This window comes from Archangium violaceum Cb vi76 (assembly GCF_000733295.1).
Taxonomy (GTDB): Bacteria; Myxococcota; Myxococcia; order Myxococcales; family Myxococcaceae; genus Archangium; species Archangium violaceum.
The window spans coordinates 88,648-104,701 of sequence record NZ_JPMI01000233.1 but is presented as its reverse complement, the minus strand read 5'-3'; the positions used below and the strand labels follow the sequence as shown (position 1 = coordinate 104,701).

General features: G+C 70.8%; 8 protein-coding genes. 6 read left to right on the top strand and 2 right to left on the bottom strand.

From position 1 onward, the window contains the following. The first annotated feature begins 3 nt into the window (after positions 1-3). From Q664_RS32120 to Q664_RS32100, 5 genes are all read left to right on the top strand, one after another. Complete coding sequence (locus Q664_RS32120; RefSeq protein WP_063934789.1) at positions 4-3,213, top strand: YbcC family protein; 3,210 nt, start codon at positions 4-6, stop codon at positions 3,211-3,213. Beyond that, entirely contained in the window at positions 3,200-4,618 is a 1,419-nt protein-coding gene (locus Q664_RS32115; RefSeq protein ID WP_052518932.1) for a proton-conducting transporter transmembrane domain-containing protein, read from the top strand. Before Q664_RS32120 ends, Q664_RS32115 begins: the two co-directional genes overlap by 14 nt. A gap of 1 nt (position 4,619) precedes the next feature. Then, the gene (locus Q664_RS32110; protein WP_075207565.1) at positions 4,620-6,149 is read left to right on the top strand and encodes a complex I subunit 4 family protein; all 1,530 of its coding nucleotides are present in this window, start codon (positions 4,620-4,622) and stop codon (positions 6,147-6,149) included. A 256-nt stretch (positions 6,150-6,405) separates the two neighbouring features. After that, positions 6,406-7,296 (top strand): hypothetical protein, encoded by an 891-nt coding sequence (locus tag Q664_RS32105; protein WP_043404110.1) that lies wholly within the window; start codon positions 6,406-6,408, stop codon positions 7,294-7,296. 156 nt (positions 7,297-7,452) lie between these two features. After that, complete coding sequence (locus Q664_RS32100; RefSeq protein ID WP_160174545.1) at positions 7,453-8,193, top strand: YoaK family protein; 741 nt, start codon at positions 7,453-7,455, stop codon at positions 8,191-8,193. A 170-nt stretch (positions 8,194-8,363) separates the two neighbouring features. Here the strand turns inward: Q664_RS32100 and Q664_RS32095 are convergent, their stop codons facing one another. Further along, a complete protein-coding gene (locus Q664_RS32095; RefSeq protein WP_200883793.1) occupies positions 8,364-10,016 on the bottom strand; it encodes an acetate--CoA ligase in 1,653 nt (550 codons plus the stop codon). Between the two features lie 84 nt (positions 10,017-10,100). Between Q664_RS32095 and Q664_RS32090 the strand changes: the two genes are divergently transcribed. Next, positions 10,101-10,652, top strand: coding sequence for a metal-dependent hydrolase (locus Q664_RS32090; RefSeq protein WP_043404109.1), 552 nt, complete (start codon positions 10,101-10,103; stop codon positions 10,650-10,652). On the opposite strand, the gene Q664_RS32085 is transcribed toward Q664_RS32090, so the two are convergent. Continuing rightward, a complete protein-coding gene (locus Q664_RS32085) occupies positions 10,642-15,948 on the bottom strand; it encodes a trifunctional serine/threonine-protein kinase/ATP-binding protein/sensor histidine kinase (RefSeq protein WP_043404107.1) in 5,307 nt (1,768 codons plus the stop codon). The two genes, Q664_RS32090 and Q664_RS32085, sit on opposite strands and share 11 nt — an antisense overlap. Positions 15,949-16,054: the final 106 nt, after the last annotated feature.

Sequence of the window (16,054 nt, the reverse complement as noted above, 5' to 3'; positions counted from 1 at the left end):
CAGATGAGCCACTCCCACGCCTCTCCGCACGGCACTCCAGAGGACCGCGGCCAGCACCTGCACGAGGTGCTGAAGCACGCGGCCCACCTGCTGCCGGCCCAGGGCCCCATCGGCGTGTTCGTGCACCACAACACGCTGCATGCCTTCCAGCACCAGCCCTTCCACGAGGCGGTGGCGGCCGCCAGTACCGTCTTCGGCACGGAGGGCTACTACCCGGAGTCGCGCTTCCGCGAGCTGTACCAGCGTGGACGCATCACCGACGGGGACCTCGAGGCGGCCCTGGCCGAGCGTCACGAGGGCAGGCCGGTGGTGGAGCTCGCTCCGGGCGCCCTCACCCCGCTGGAGGTGGAGCGGCTGGCGCTGCGCCACGCCATCCCGGTGGAGACGGCGGCCTCGCTGCGCTGGAAGCTGGAGGAGCTGTCCTCCTCGCGGCGGCTGCGTCCGGACGTGCCGGAGGCGGCGCGGGCCCGGCTGCTGCAACGCTCCACCGAGGGCTTGCGCGGCTGGATGGATAAGGTGGGCGAGGACTGGACCCTGAACGACCTGGCGGCGGCGCTGCTCGGGCCGTCGTGGAAGTCGGCGGACGTGAAGGCGGTGACGCGGGAGCTGGCGGCCGTCTTCGGCGGCAATGGCGGCCTGCCCTCCCTGCGCGAGCGCCTGGCGAAGGAGCCGGAGGTGTTCGCGGTGAGTGCGCTGTGGGCCGCCTGCCGGACCCCGCTGCTCACGCCGGAGACCCCGGAGGCGCCGGCTCCGGAAGCGGTGCGCAGCCACCGCGAGGTGCTGCGGGACATCACCGGGGAGGATGCGTCCGACCTGGTGAACCCGCACCTCATCCGCGCCTGCGCGGCCTTCCTCGACGAGGGGGTGTCGCACTGGCCCATGCCGGAGCGGGAGCGCGGGCTGTTCGCCGCGTGGCGCGCCTTGAAGCTGCGGGGCAGCGGTGTGTTGCCCCACTGGCTGGCGGGGCTGCACGAGGAGCTCGCGGAGTCCGAGCGCCGGGGCCTGTCCGCCCGGGACACGGTGCTGGCCGCGCTCGATACGCTCGGCGTGCCGGAGTCGCGGTGGGAGGAGTACGTCGTCCGGGTGCTGCTGGCGCTGCCCGGTTGGGCCGGCATGGTGAGCCGCCTGGAACAGAACCCCGCGGACCGCGCTCCGGGGGCGCCTCCGGCCGCGCTGGTGGACTTCCTCGCCGTGCGCCTCACGCTGGAGCTGTACGCGCTGCGGGACGTGGCGAAGCGCCGCCTGGAGTACACGGGCCCGCTCTCCGGGTTGCATCCCCCGCGCGCCTTCCACGAGCGCCCGGAGGAGGAGGGCAGCTGGCGTTTCTTCCAGCTCGCGCAGGTGGCCGGCCTCTCCGCGCCGGAGGTGGCCGGGCTTCCGTTGGCCCACCGCCACACGCTGCTCACGTGGCTGGAGTCCTTCGACGAGCTGGCGCGCCGCCGGGTGTGGCAGGAGGCCTACGAGCACCGCTACCGCACGGAGGTGCTGCACGGCCTGGAGCAGAACCAGCAGCGTCCGGAGCCGCTGCGGACGGTGCACGGCGCCCGCTTCCAGGTGTTCTTCTGCATCGACGACCGGGAGGAGGCCATCCGCCGGCACTTCGAGGAGCTGAGCCCCGCGCACGAGACGTTCGGCGCGGCGGGCTTCTTCGGCGTGGCCATGGACTACCGGGGTCTGGACGACGCGAGCCATGCCTCGCTGTGCCCGGTGGTGGTGACGCCCGGGCACGAGGTGGTGGAGCAGGCGCACCCGGGGCACGAGCACCTGGCGCGGGCCCGTGCCCGGACGCGCGCCCTGTGGGCCCGTTTCGACCACTGGCTGCATGGGGGAGCGCACTCGCTGGAGCTCGGCTGGCTGCTGACGCCGCTGGTGGGGTTGCTCTCCGCGCTGCTGCTGCCACTGCATGTCTTCTTCCCGCATCAGGTGGACCGGATGCGCCAGGCGCTCACCAGGAAGATGGTGCCCACGCCGCGCACGAAGCTGGCGAGCCTGCGGGACGAGTCGCTCCCCGCGCCCCAGGTGGGCAAGTCGCGGGGCTTCACCGTGGCCGAGAAGGCGGACCGGGTGGCGGCCCTGCTGGACAACGTGGGGCTGGTGAAGGACTTCGCCCCGCTGGTGGTCCTGCTGGGGCACGGGGCGGTGAGCGTCAACAACCCGCACATGTCCGCCTATGACTGCGGCGCCTGCGGCGGTCGCCACGGCGGCGCCAACGCGCGCCTCTTCGCGGAGATGGCCAACCGGCCCGAGGTGAGAGCCCACCTGCGCGAGCGCGGCATCCACCTTCCCGCCGGCACCTGGTTCATCGGTGGGCTGCACAACACCACCACCGACGAGGTGGTGCTCCACGACACCGAGGAAGTGCCCCGGGCCCTGCACGGCGAGCTGGAGGAGCTCCGGCGCGAGATGGACAAGGCGCGGGCCCTCTCCGCGCACGAGCGCTGCCGGCGCTTCGAGTCCGCTCCGGCCCGGCTGTCTCCCCAGGCCGCGCTGCGCCACGTGGAGGAGCGCGCGGTGGACCTCAGCCAGGCCCGCCCCGAGCTGGGCCACGTCACCAACGCCTCCTGCATCGTGGGCCGCCGCTCCCTGTCCCGCGGCCTCTTCCTGGACCGGCGCGCCTTCCTCGTCTCGTACGACCCCGGCCACGATCCCACCGGCTCCATCCTCGAGCGCGTCCTGCTGGCGGTGGGGCCGGTGGGCGCTGGCATCAACCTCGAGTACTACTTCTCGTGCGTGGACAATGACCGGTACGGGTGTGGCACCAAGCTGCCCCACAACCTCACCGGCCTGCTCGGGGTGATGGACGGCGTGGAGAGCGATCTGCGCACCGGCCTGCCCCGGCAGATGATTGAGATTCACGAGCCCATGCGCCTGCTGCTCGTCGTGGAGGCGAGCGTGGCGAAGCTCGCGGCCATCTACGAGCGCCAGGCGCCCATCCGCGAGCTGGTGGGCAACGAGTGGGTGCAGCTGGTGAGCGTGGACCCGGAGACGGGCGTGATGACGCGCTTCACGCCCAAGGGGGGCTTCCGTCCGGTGGCCCTGCCCTCGACGAAGCTGCCGGTGGTGGAGCACTCGACCGATTGGTACCGGGGGCATCGGGACTTCCTGCCTCCGGCGTTGATTCAGCTGGCGGGGCCCTCGGGCCCGACGGTCCCCCGGGTGGGCCGCGGCGCCGTGTCCTCTCTTCAGGGAGATTCCATCCATGCAGCTCAGTGACGTCGTGGTGGGAGGAATCGCCACCACCGTTCCGTTCTGGCCCCTGCTGGCCTTCGTGGGGCTGGGGCTCGTGACGCTGGCGCATCGCGCGCCGAGCGAGCGGACGGTGGCGGGGTGCGTGCTGTGGTCGCTGTCGCTGTCGCTCATCGGCTCGCTGGCGACGGCGGCCTTCATGCTGTCGCACCACCAGGACGTGTTGATGGTGGACGTGGGCCCCTGGTTCTCCACGGGGACGTACACCTTCGAGATCTCCTTCCTGGTGGACCGGCTGTCGGTGACGATGATGGTGCTTTCGAGCGCCATCAGCCTGCTCATCGGCCGCTTCTCGGTGAACTACCTGCACCGCGAGCCGGGCTTCACGCGCTTCTTCCTGCTGCTGGCGCTGTTCGCCACGGGGATGATGCTGCTGGTGGAGGCGGGCAGCATCGACCTGCTCTTCGTGGGCTGGGAGCTGGTGGGGCTCACGTCGGCGCTGCTGATTGGCTTCTTCCACGAGCGGACGACGCCGGTGCGGGCGGGGCTGAAGGCCTTCACCATCTACCGGCTGTGTGACATTGGCCTGCTGCTGGCGGTGGTGCTGCTGCACCACTACGCCGGGAGCGCGGAGTGGGTGGAGGCGCTGGGCGAGTGGGCGTGGCCGGGCCCGGCGGTGGTGATGGGCGTGGGGCCGGCGACGGTGCTGGGGCTGTGCCTGGTGCTGGCGGCCATGGGCAAGTCGGCGCAGCTTCCCTTCAGCAGCTGGCTGCCGCGCGCCATGGAAGGCCCGACGCCGTCGAGCGCGCTCTTCTATGGAGCGCTCTCGGTGCACGCGGGCCTGTACCTGCTGCTGCGCGCCGAGCCCCTGTTGCAGCGCGCGCCCCTGGCGTCCGCGGTGCTGGTGGGGGTGGGGCTGCTGACGGCGCTGCATGCCACGCTGGTGTGGCGCGTGCAGACGGACGTGAAGAGCGCGCTGGCCTACGCGGTGCTCACCCAGGTGGGCCTGATGTTCGCCGAGGTGGGCATGGGGTGGTACCGGCTGGCGCTGGTGCACCTGGTGGCCCACGCCTGCCTGCGCTGCCTGCAACTGCTGCGCGCCCCGTCCGCGTTGCGCGAGGTGCAGATGCGGCACGCGGCCACGCAGGGCGTGAAGCCGCCGTCGGTGGCGGTGGCCCACCACGTGATGCCCGAGGGCCTGCGGCGGCGTTTCTACCGGCTGGCGCTCGAGCGCTTCGCGCTGGACGTGCTGCACGAGCAGTGGGCGCTGCGTCCGCTGCTGCGGCTCGGCGCGTGGGTCGACAAGGCGGAGCGGGTGTGGGTGGGAGTCGTGAGCGGCTGGATTCCGCGTGCGGCGGAGACCCGGCGATTGGAATCCGAGCACCGGGCGGCCACGGAGCCGTCGGACGGCAAGTCGACAGGAGCGGTGTGAGATGCGAGCGAGTGTCCTTCCTCTTCTCTCGATGATGGTGGTGCTGCCGGCGCTGGGCGCGGCGGTGCTCGGGCGGGTGGTGTCGCCGGAGCGCGCCCGCCGGGTGGCGGTGACGGTGGCGTCGCTCGCGCTGGTGCTGGCGGTGGGCGTGCTGGCGCTCTTCCAGGCCGGCGCGGGAGCACAGGCGACGGCGTCCTGGGGCCAGGTGCCGGGGCTCGGGCTGAGCCTGCGGCTGGGCGTCAATGGCATGAGCGTGGTGGCGATGCTGCTCACCGCGCTGCTCACCCTGGGACTGGTGGCGGCCGGTCCCCGCCAGATGCTGGACCTGGCGACGCTCCGGGCGCTGCTGCTCACCGAGAGCGCCGCGCTCGGCTTCTTCTTCGTGCAGGACCTGGGGCTGATGCTCGTCTTCTGGGTGGCCATGCTGCTGCCGGCGGAGGTGCTCATCTCCCGCCGCGCCAGGGCCTGGCCGGAGGCGCGGGCGCTGCGGACCTTCCGCATCTACCTGCTGGCGGGCTCGCTGCCGCTGCTGGCGGCGGTGGTGCTGCTGGGGCTGCCGGGCTGGCGCTCCGGCGCGGAGGCCCCGCTCGGCCTGTCCGAGCTGCTCGCGCGCGGCATTCCCGCCCCGCGGCAGACGGCCATCCTGGCGCTGATGATGCTGGCGGTGGCCTTCCGCATGGCGGTGGTGCCCTTCCACTCGTGGCTGCCCGTGCTGCTGGCGCGGGGGCCCTTCGGCGTGGGGCTGCTGATGGTGAACGCCCACACGGGGCTGTACCTGCTGGTGCGGGTGGCGATGCCCCTGCTGCCCGAGGCGTGGACGGCCTTCAGCCCGCTCATTGAAGGCGTGGGCCTCTTCTGCGCCTTCTATGGCGCGGTGCTGGCGTTGGCCCAGGTGGACCTGCGCCGCACGGTGGGCTTCCTCCTGGTGAGCCAGTCGGGGCTGATGCTGGCGGGGCTCGCGGAGCGCAACCCCGAGAGCCTCGCCGGAGCGCTGCTGCAGAGCGTGGCCGCGGCGGTGCCGCTGACGGGGTTGATGCTGGTGGTGCGGGCCATCGAGGTGCGCACGGGCACGGCGGACATGACGCGGCTGGGTGGCCTGGTGCGCCGCGGCCCGAGGATGGCGGCCCTCTTCTTCCTGCTGGGCATCGCCAGCCTGGGCTTCCCCGGCACGCTGAGCTTCGTGGGCGAGGATCTGCTGCTCCACGGAATCCTCGGCACGCATCCCCTGGTGGCGCTGCCGCTGCTGCTCACCACCGCCATCAACGGCATCACCTTCCTGCGAGCCTTCCAGCGCACCTTCCTCGGGGTGCCGGCGCACGGCCATGCGTCCGTGCTCGCCACGGTGGAGGATCTGCTCCCCCGCGAGCGGCTCGCCGCGCTGGCCTGCTGCGTGCTGGCCTTCCTGGGCGGGCTGTTCCCCGGACCGCTGATGCGCCTGCGGGAGCACGAGGTGTCGTCCCTGTCGGTCCCGGCGGCCGGCGCGGCACACGCCGATGCCGGGGCTCACGGTCCGGCCATCGCCGCCCATTGAGCGAAAGCCCGGAGCCCGAGAGCCCGGGAGTACGGAAGCGGACATGACGGGCTGGGGACCTCCGGGGTCTCCAGCCCGTTTCCATTTTCCGTCACCCGTCCTTGCGACATTTTCCCGCCTTTTTCGTTCCCAGGATGAGGCCGGCCAGCGGTAGCGACGCGGCAACGGCTCTCAGCTGAATCACACACACCGACGGAAACACCCCAGCGCTCCGCCCTCCGGCGGACGCATGGCGCCCTCTTGCCTGGAGATAGCGATGAAGCTCAAGAAGCTGCTGCTCGTGGTTGCCACCGCCGTGGTCCCCCTGCTCGCCGCCTGTGGCGCGACGGATGAGGCCACGTCCGTCATCGACCCCACTACCGGCGAGCCCGTGGCGATCAACTACCCCAAGGACGCGAAGTTCGTGGACATGGCCGAGCCAGCGGGCTCGCTCCAGAGCGCCGCGGTCAAGGTATGCCCGGTCGATGACCCGTACTGCATTCCCATCGACAACTGCCCCATCACCGACCCGCGCTGGCCGGACTGCGAGGAGCCGCCGGTCTGTGATCCCGTCTACGACTACGGCTGCGAGCCGTGCGACCGGACCAACCCCGCGGCGTGGTGCTACTGCGCGCCCGGGCTGATCGGCTCTTCCTTCACCGCACGCGTGGGCCGTGAGCCGTCCGCGTCGCTCGAGGTGAACTCGCTGGCGGGCACCAGCTGCAACCGCCAGGTGGTGACGGGCATCGGCGCGCGCATCGTCTCGGACAGCAACTACGAGACGCTGCATGTCGAGTACCGCCAGCCGTACGCCGACGGCACGCTGGGCGCGCGCTGGATCGCCCGCTCGGGAAAGAACCCCTATGGGACGCTCGAGGCGTGGGCGTCCGTGCCGGATGGGTACGCCGTGGTGGGCGTGGCCGCCGGCCAGCAGGGCACGCATGACCTGCGCACCCTCATCGTCTACTACCGCCGTATCGAGCTGACGGCCTCGGGCGTGCGCATGACGGGCCCGGTCTATCAGCTCAACGTCGGCGTCAGCCCCTACGGCTCCATCAACACCACGTACCTCAACAACAACGACAACAACGTCCTCGTGGGCGTGGGCTTCTCCTCGGCCGTCGAGCAAACCAAGACGATCGCCGCCCACGTCGGCACGCTGCCGTAGCCGCCTCGGGTACGTCCATCGGCAGTGGCTCTCGGGTTCACGGGGAGAAGGTGACGGGCCGTACACATCGCTCATGCCTGGAGCGATGCGGTCCCCGCCCCCAGGCCGCGAGGTGCTATGAGCTTGAGCGTGTTCGTCCATGAGGGCCCTGCCCGTTTGCCCCACAAGAACCGCCAGCTCGCCGGCTACCTGGCGCTGGTGGCCGGATTCGTCAATTCCGCCAGCTTCATCCTGCTGGGCTCCTTCACCTCGCACGTGACCGGCAGCGCTGGGCGGTTGGCCAACGACGTGGTGGCCCGCGATTTCCCCGCCGCCATCAGCGCCATCCTGCTGGTCGTCACCTTCTACCTGGGGGCCTTCACCGCCAGCTGCATGCTGCACACAGGCATCTTCCCCCGAGCCCCCCTCGCCTACGCCGCCGCCCTCTTTTCCGAGGCGGCCCTGCTGTTCGGCTTCGTCGCACTCAGCGAGAACCTCCTGCCGGTCAGTCCACGGCGCGCGGATGCCTACGCGGGGCTCCTGTGCTTCGCCATGGGCATGCAGAACAGCCTGGTGACCTACATCACCGGGGCGCGCATTCGCACCACCCACATCACCGGCGTGGTGACGGACCTGGGCATCGAAACGGCGCGCTGGTGGCGTTGGCACCGCGAGCAGCTCGCGCGCGCGACTGGGCTCCCCCTGGTGGTGGGGACCCGCCGGCGGATGGAGCGACCCGACGGTTCCACCCTCATCATACTGCTGACCATCGTGGGCGCCTTCCTCGTGGGCGCAGTGAGTGGCGCCGAGATGGTCACCCTGATCGGCGCTCGCGCAATGCTACTGCCCGGGGTGGCCGTACTCGTGGCCAGCGTCTTCGCGCTCCTGACGGGCCGGAAGCGCACAGCCTCCCAATGAGGCTCCCACCTCGGGTCTTGGCGTAGAATGGCTCGTCAGGCCAGGGATGCTGGCTCTTCGCGGACGGGAGCCACCGGTCGTTGGCGGCGCAGTTCGTGTTGCCTCCCGCTTCGGTCAACAGCGCCGACACGCCGGTGTGGTTGATTTCGCGGCTCAACGCCTCAGGAGGCTCAGTCCTTCTTCGCGGGCTGCTGCGCCATGGCCCGCAGCTCCGTGCGGCGGATCTTCCCGCTGACCGTCTTGGGCAGCTCCGTGACGAACTCGATGTCCCGAGGGTACTTGTACGGGGCCGTCGTCTTCTTCACGTGCTCCTGGAGCTCCTCGGCGAGCTTCTCCGAGCCGGTGAACCCCGGCGCCAGCACCACGTAGGCCTTGATGCGCTGGCCGATGCGCTCGTCCGGGACACCCACCACCGCGGACTCCGCCACCGCCGCGTGCTCCAGCAGCGCCGATTCCACCTCGAAGGGGCCCACGCGGTAGCCGGACGTCTTGATGACGTCATCACTGCGCCCCACGAACCAGAGGTAGCCGTCCGCGTCCTTCACCGCCCGGTCTCCCGTCACGTACCAGTCGCCCCGGAAGGCGGCCAGGTTCGCCGGGTCGTCGTTGAGGTAGCCCGTGAAGAGGCCCACCGGCGGCACCGGCTTCACCCTCACGGCGATGTCTCCCTCCTGGCCGGTGGGGACTTCCTTCCCCTCGCCGTCGATGACGGACACGTCGAAGCCGGGGGACGGCTTGCCCATGGAGCCTGGCTTCGGCGCCAGCGCGGGGAACATGCCCACCAGCACCACGGACTCCGTCTGTCCGTAGCCCTCGCGGATGTGCAGCCCGGTGGCCTGCTTCCAGGTGTCGATGACCTCGGGGTTGAGCGGCTCGCCCGCGCTCAGTGCGTGCCGGATGGAGGACAGGTCGTACCGCGACAAGTCTTGCAACACGAGGGCCCGCCATGCGGTGGGCGGCGCGCAGAACGTCGTCACCCGTTGCTGCTCGAGCATCCGGAGGATGCGCGCGGCGTCGAAGCGGCCCCGGTAGTCGTACACCACGTTGCACGCGCCCTGGCTCCACGGGCCGAACAGCTTGCCCCACGCGCACTTGGCCCAGCCGGTGTCCGACAGCGTCAGGTGCCGGTCCTCGGGGGTCAGGTCCAACCAGTAGCGGCCGGTGATTTGATGCCCCAGGCCGTAGCTGGCCTGCGTGTGCTGCACCATCTTCGGCATGCCCGTGGTGCCCGAGGTGAAATAGATGAGCATCGGGTCATCCGCCCGGGTGCGCTCGAAGCTCGCGCCGTGCTGACCCGTGCCCGCGGAGCCCGTCGCGTAGGTCACCCAGGGCGAGGGCGCGTTGCCCACGGCCACCCACGTCTCCACGCGGCCCGTGCCCACCAGTCCCTCGAACCTGTCCAGACAGCTCGCGTCGGCGATGACGCCGTTGGCATCCGCGGCCACCAACCGGTAGCGGATGTCCTTGACGGTGAGCATGGGCGTACCGGGCATGAAGACGATGCCCGCGCGGATGCAGCCCAGCACGAGGAACCACCACTCCGGAATGCGCGGCATCATCACGAAGACGCGGTCTCCCTTGTGCAGGCCCTGGCGGGTGAGGAACTGAGCGGCGTGCAGCGAGTGCTGTTTCACGTCCTTCCACGTGAAGAGCCGCGAGTGTCCCGCCTCGTCACTCCACTGAAGGGCGGGGGCATCGGGACGCTCGGAGGCCCAGCGGTCGACGAAGTCGGCGGCGAAGTTGAAGTACTCGGGACGCTCCCACTGGAAGGCCCGGTGGGTGGCCTCGTAGTCGGTCATGTTGCGCGGAGAGGGGGTGGACATGACGCGCTCCTGGAGTGAAGGACGCTGCGAGCCTGCCACGGCACGGGCTGGCAAAGCACGGGCTCCGGGCGCCAGAATGTCCACATGAATCCCATCGTGCACGCCGAGCTGTCCTGGTTGGTGACACAACGCCTGGAGGCGCGGAGGGACCGGGTGCTCGTGGTGTGCGCGGGGCTGGCGCCGGACCTGGATGGGCTGACGATTCTCGGCGGGGGCGAGCTGTACGCGCGCTACCACCACCTCATCTTCCACGGGTACGTGGGGGCGCTGGTGACCGCGGGGGTGTGCGTGGCGCTGGCGCGGCAGCGGCTCCAGGTGGGGTTGCTGGCACTGCTGACCTTCCACCTCCACCTGCTGTGTGACCTCGCGGGCAGCGGCCCGGGCTGGCCCATCTGGTACTTCTGGCCCACCAGCCTGAGGGAGTGGTTCTGGGACGGCCAGTGGGACCTGGCCTCCTGGCAGAACAGCGTCATCGGGTTGGCGGCCACGCTGGTGTGCCTCGCGTGTTCGCTGCGCTACCGCCGCACCGCCGTGGAGCTGCTCTCCACGCGCTGGGACGCCGAGGTGGTGCGCACCCTCCGGGCCCGCTTCCTCGGCGAGGGCGGACCCGAGAGCCCCCCTCGCCCTAACGCGTGAAGGGAAGCTCGAAGGTGGCGGTGGCGCCCTTTCCAGGCCCCTCGCTCTCCAGGGTCAGCCGTCCCCCCATGAGGCGGGCCGCCAGCGCGCTGGCGTGCAGGCCGTAGCCGTAACCGTCCTTGCGCGTGCTGAAGCCCTGCGTGAAGAGCCGCTCACGGACTTCCGGTGCCAGGCCCTCGCCGTTGTCCACCACCTGGATGCGGACCCAGCCCCCCTCCACCACCATCCGCACCCCCAGGTAGCGCTGCGCTTCCGGCACGGGATCCAGCGCACTGCGCGCGTTGCTGAGCAGGTTGAGGAGGATCTGCAACATCCGGTGCCGGTCCACCCGCACCGGGGGCAGCGGGGCCAGCTCCTTCGTGACCTGGACCGGGGACTGACGCGAGGCCACCTGGTGGATGCGCAGGGCTTCCTCCACCAGCCCGCCCAGGTCGCACTCGTCCGCCAGCAGCGTGGACTTCGCGTAGGTGCGCTGCATCTGGATGATGGTCCGCACCCGCTCCACGTGCCCATCCAGGTCCTCCAGGCCCTGCCGCAGCACCGCCTGCTCTCCCAGCAGCTCGTCCGCGAGCCCGGAGAGGTAGGACGGCAGGAGGCTGCCGCGCGGATCCCTGGAGAGGTAGTCCCCCAGGTCCTCGCGCCGCGCGTCCATCATCTCCACCACCTGCTTCACCCGGCCCACCCGCGACTCCTCCACCGTCCTGCGCAGCAGGTCCGAGTCCACCACCACGCTCGTGAGGGCATTGCCCGCGTCGTGGAGGATGTTGGAGGCGATCTCCTCCATGCCCACCACGCGCGCCGTCTCCATCAGGTGGGCCTGCGCCTGCTTCAGCTCGCGCGTGCGCGCCTCCACGCGCCGCTCCAGCTCGTCATTGGACTGACGCAGCGCCGTCTCGGCCCGCCGCACCTCCTCGTACAGGCGCGCGTTCTCCACGGAGATGGACGCCTGCGAGGCGATGTGTTTGAGCAACGAGATGCGGCTCGGGGAGAAGGCCTCGGTGGTCAGGTCGTTCTCCAGGTACAGCACTCCGCCGAGCGCCTCCCCACGGCCCAGGGGCAGGCACAGCAGGCAGCGGGCCGCCCCGTGGGAGAAGTAGGGGTCGTTGGAGAAGGCGTGGGGCAGGGAGACGTCGTTGAGGAGCACATGCGAGCCCGAGCGCCGCACGTACGTCAGCAGCGTCCAGGGCAGCCGCCGGGCGGGATCCTCGGGGAGGGGAGTCCGCCCCGGGGTGGAGTCCACGAGGGCCGCCACCTCCAACGTGTCCTGCCGCAGCAACAGGAGCGCGCCGCGCTGGGCACCGGCCGTCTCCAGCGCCACGCGGATGAGCGTGTCCACCAGCCGCTCCAGGACGATCTCACTGGAGATGGCCTGCTGGGCCTTCACCACCGTGAGCGCATCCAGGTGGTTGGAATTCGTGTCGTAGCTGGTATCGGATTCCTGGAGCCCCACCTTGGGCGAGGCCAGGGAGGGCCACTGCTCGTCCAGGTGCCGCACCTTGGCCGCGGCCCCCCATTGCGCCCAGGCCTCGCGGGCCTCCCGGGCGAAGAGGAGCGCGGTGGTGGACATGCCCCGCTCCTTCCAGAAGCCCGCGGCCAGCTCACAGACCAGGGCCGCGTTCTGCAGGGAGCCCTGCTCGCGGGCGGACTGGAGCGCCTCCTCGTAGGCGCGGTGGGCCTTCTCCGGTTCTCCCGTCAGGCGCGCCAGCTCCGCGGCCACCAGCCGCTCGGCCGCGCGGAAGTTCTCCGGACAGTTCCCCGCCCACTCCGCCAGTTGCCGGTGGTGCTGCCCAATGGTTTCCAGGTACTCGAGCCGCCGCGCCGGCGGAGCATCCCGGCAACACGCCGCCAGGGTCAGCGCCTCGTACAGCACGTACAGGTAGTAGTAGAGCTGGCCGATGGTGGACCAGAGCAGCCCCTTGACGCTCTCGGCCGCCTGCCGCGCCTGCTCGTACGCGCCGCACATGAAGCGCGACATCATCTTCACGATGGCGTAGCTGGAGCGCAGGGGAATCAGGCTCCCCGCGGCCAGCCTCGCCTCGAAGGCCGCCTCGTCGAAACCCTCTCCATTCAACGAGGAGAAGGACTCGGAGCGTCCCTGCAGCTGCGCCACCAGCCGCAGGAAGACGCGCATCATCTGGATGACGTCCCAGAACAACACCTTGGAGGCGAAGTCGAAGCCCACCAGGGCTTCCCGGCGGACCTCCTCCAGCTCGCGCCCCATGACGAGGGGAATCAGCGTGCTGTGGTTGAAGCAGAGGCTGGCATTGCGGAAGGCCCCCGCCTGGGACGACTGCTGGATGGCCTTGTGGATGAGATCCCTCGAGGAGGACAGCGGGCCCACCCAGACGCCGTTCATCGACCGGGCGTGGAGTGCCTCGCCCTGGAAGGTGGAGCTGCCCTGGCGCTCGGCGAGCCTGCACGCGAAGTCGCTGATGGCCAGCCCCTCGCGGTAGCGCTTGAAGACGTTGCTGCTCAGGAAGCCGAACCACGCGTAGGCGTGCGCGGAGGCATCCACATGCCCATGCCGGATGGAGAGCGTCACCATGCGGCAGATGTGGAGGACGTGCAGGTTCCTCCGGCTGAAGAAGGCCGGCGCGTACAGGGCCGCGAGGACGCCCAGGACCGCCCTCATGTCCGGATCCGTCAGGGCCGGCAGCGAGAGGAAGCTCTCCAGGGGACGCGCGTGGAGCAGGGACCACGCCTCCTCGTGGGCCGCCACCACCTCCTCCCAGGAGGGCTCGAGCGGCAGGGGCATGCCGAACTTCTCCAGGCACTCCAGCAGACAGGCGACGGCGCCCTCCGCGTCACTGGAGGAGAGGAGCAGATCGCTCTTGAAGCGGTAGGCCTTCGCCATCTCCGAGCGCGTGCGGGCCCAGGGCAGCGCGCCGTCCACCAGGCGGCGCGCCTCGGAGGCGTTGCCGCTCATCACCTCGCTGCTCGCCTGGGTCAGGCGCAGCTTGAAGGCCATGGCCCTGTCCGTCTCCCAGGGGTTGCCGGGCAGCAGGGAGAAGGCCGTGTCGAAGCACGTCACCGCCGAGCGGTGGGCGCTGGAGGCCTTGGCCTTCCAGCCCGCTTCGGCGTTCAGGTACGCCAGGTGGGAGCGCTCCGAGTCGTCCCGCATCAGCTCCACGCCCATGTTGAGGTGGCTCACCACCTCGAAGAGGCGCTCGCGCAGCTCCTCGGGAGACAGCCGCTCCAACAACAGCCGGCCCACGCGCAGGTGGACGGCCTTGCGCTCCTGCTCGGGGATGAGGGCATAGGCCGCCTGCTGGATGCGGTCGTGCGCGAAGCGGTACCGCTCGGCATCCGCCCGCACCAGCAGCTCCTCCTGGAGCGCGGGCTCCAGGTCCTGCTCCACCTGGGAGCTGTCCTGGTGGGAGAGGAAGGCCAGCTTGAGCAGGGCGAAGGAGTTGCCCATGCACGCCGCCAGGCTGAGCATCTGCCGGGTCTGCTCCGGCAACTGCAGCAGGCGGCCCACCATGAAGTCGATGACGTTGTCCGAGTAGCCCCGGGCCCGCACGCCAGCGGCGTCCCAGCGCCAGCCGCCCTCCGGGGCCCGCACCACCAGGCCGTCCTGGTGGAGCGCCTGCACCCACTGCAGGAGGAAGAAGGGGTTGCCGCCCGTCTTCTCCTGGACGAGCGACGCCAGGGGCACCACCAGCTCCTGCCCGGCCCCGGGAAAGGCATCGGCCACCAGCCGCCGCGTGTGCTCCAGCGTCAGCGGGCCCAGGTAGATGTCCCGCACCCGCGTCCCGCTCGCGCGGACCTCCACCAGGGTCCGCGCCAACGGGTGCGAGGGGGTCACCTCGTTGTCCCGGAAGGCGCCAATCAACAGCACGGGCGGCGTCTCCGGGTCCGTGGCGATGTACCGCAGCAGCTCGAGGCTGGCCGGGTCCGCCCACTGCAGGTCATCCAGGAAGAGGACGAGGGGACGCTCGAGGCTGGCGAAGACGCCGAGGAAGCGCTGGAAGACGCGGTTGAAGCGGTCGCGCGCCTCGAAGGGGGGCAGCTCGGGGAGGACGGGCTGCTTGCCGGCGACCCGCTCGAGCTGGGGCACCAGGTCCACCAGCAACTGGCCGTTGCCCTCCCACGCCTCCAGCAGCCGCTGGCGCCAGACCGCCACCTCCTCGTCGCTGCCGGCCAGCAGTTGCTGCACCAGCTCCTGGAAGGCCCGCGCCAGCGTGGAATACGGGACGTCGTGCTGGAGCTGATCGAACTTGCCGCTGAGGAAGAAGCCGCGCCGCCGCAGCACGGGGCGGTGCAGCTCACGGACGGCGGCGGACTTGCCGATGCCGGAGTAGCCCCGCACGAGCACCCACTCGGTGCGCCCCGAGAGCGCCACCCGCTCGAAGGCCTTCAGCAGGGCTTCCACCTCCGCCTCGCGGCCGTACAGCCGCTGGGGGAGCTGGAAGCGGGCGGGGACGTCCCGGCTGCCCAGGGGAAAGGTCTCCAGCGAGCCGAGCCGCAGCGCCTCCTGGCACTGCTCCAGGTCCGCCCGCAACCCCTCGGCGCTCTGGTAGCGCTCCTCGGCCACCTTGGCCAGCAGCTTCATCACCACCGCCGAGAGCGCGGGGGGAATGGACGGCACCACCTGGTGCGGAGGCACCGGGGCCTGGGCCAGGTGCGCGTGGAACCACTCCAGCATGTCCTGCCCGCGGAAGGGCAGCCGCCCCGTCAGCACCTCGTAGAAGGACACTCCCAGGGAGTAGAAGTCCGTCCGGTAGTCCACCGCCCGGTTCATCCGCCCCGACTGCTCCGGGGACATATAGGCCGGAGTTCCCTCGGCGAGCGGCTGCTGGAGGACGACCTCCACGTGCTCCACCCGCTGCAGGGTGGCGATGCCGAAGTCGATGAGCCAGGCCTTCCCCGAGGGCGAGACGAGGATGTTGCCGGGCTTGATGTCCTTGTGGATGACGCCGCGCCGATGGACCTCCGCCAGGGTGGCCACCAGGGAGGGGGCCCAGGAGAGGAAGCGGGACGGCTCCAGGGCCTTGCCCCCCTGCTCCGAGAGGGCCTTGCCCCCCACGTCCTCCAGCACGAGGATGGGCCGCTCCTGGAACACCTCGAGTGCGTGGGCGGTGAGCACTCCGGGTATGCCCTTGAGGTGGCGCAACAGCTCGTACTCGCGCCGGTAGCGGGCACGCTCGCGCGCGCCGACGGGCCAGGAGCGGGGCGCCTTGATGATGACGGGTAGCCCATCCGCCTCACGGACCGCGCGGAAGAGAAGGCTCGTCGCCGTCTCTTGGAAGCGGCCCAGGAGCCTGTACCCGGGGAGGAGGAGGGACGTGATGCTCATGAGGTCGGGCCCTGCACTTCTCTGAGGCGTAGAGCCATGGGACACCATATCACCTCCGGCGTGCTGCTCTCGCGGCTCCCCCCGAGCCCCGGGTCCGCCCGGCCCC

Excerpts from the sequence above, each read along its gene's own strand:
- Q664_RS32120 (WP_063934789.1), top strand. The coding sequence starts at position 4 with ATGAGCCACTCCCACGCCTCTCCGCACGGCACTCCAGAGGACCGCGGC.
- Q664_RS32115 (WP_052518932.1), top strand. The coding sequence starts at position 3,200 with ATGCAGCTCAGTGACGTCGTGGTGGGAGGAATCGCCACCACCGTTCCG.
- Q664_RS32110 (WP_075207565.1), top strand. The coding sequence starts at position 4,620 with ATGCGAGCGAGTGTCCTTCCTCTTCTCTCGATGATGGTGGTGCTGCCG.
- Q664_RS32105 (WP_043404110.1), top strand. The coding sequence starts at position 6,406 with ATGAAGCTCAAGAAGCTGCTGCTCGTGGTTGCCACCGCCGTGGTCCCC.
- Q664_RS32095 (WP_200883793.1), bottom strand. The coding sequence starts at position 10,016 with ATGTCCACCCCCTCTCCGCGCAACATGACCGACTACGAGGCCACCCAC.
- Q664_RS32090 (WP_043404109.1), top strand. The coding sequence starts at position 10,101 with ATGAATCCCATCGTGCACGCCGAGCTGTCCTGGTTGGTGACACAACGC.
- Q664_RS32085 (WP_043404107.1), bottom strand. The coding sequence starts at position 15,948 with ATGAGCATCACGTCCCTCCTCCTCCCCGGGTACAGGCTCCTGGGCCGC.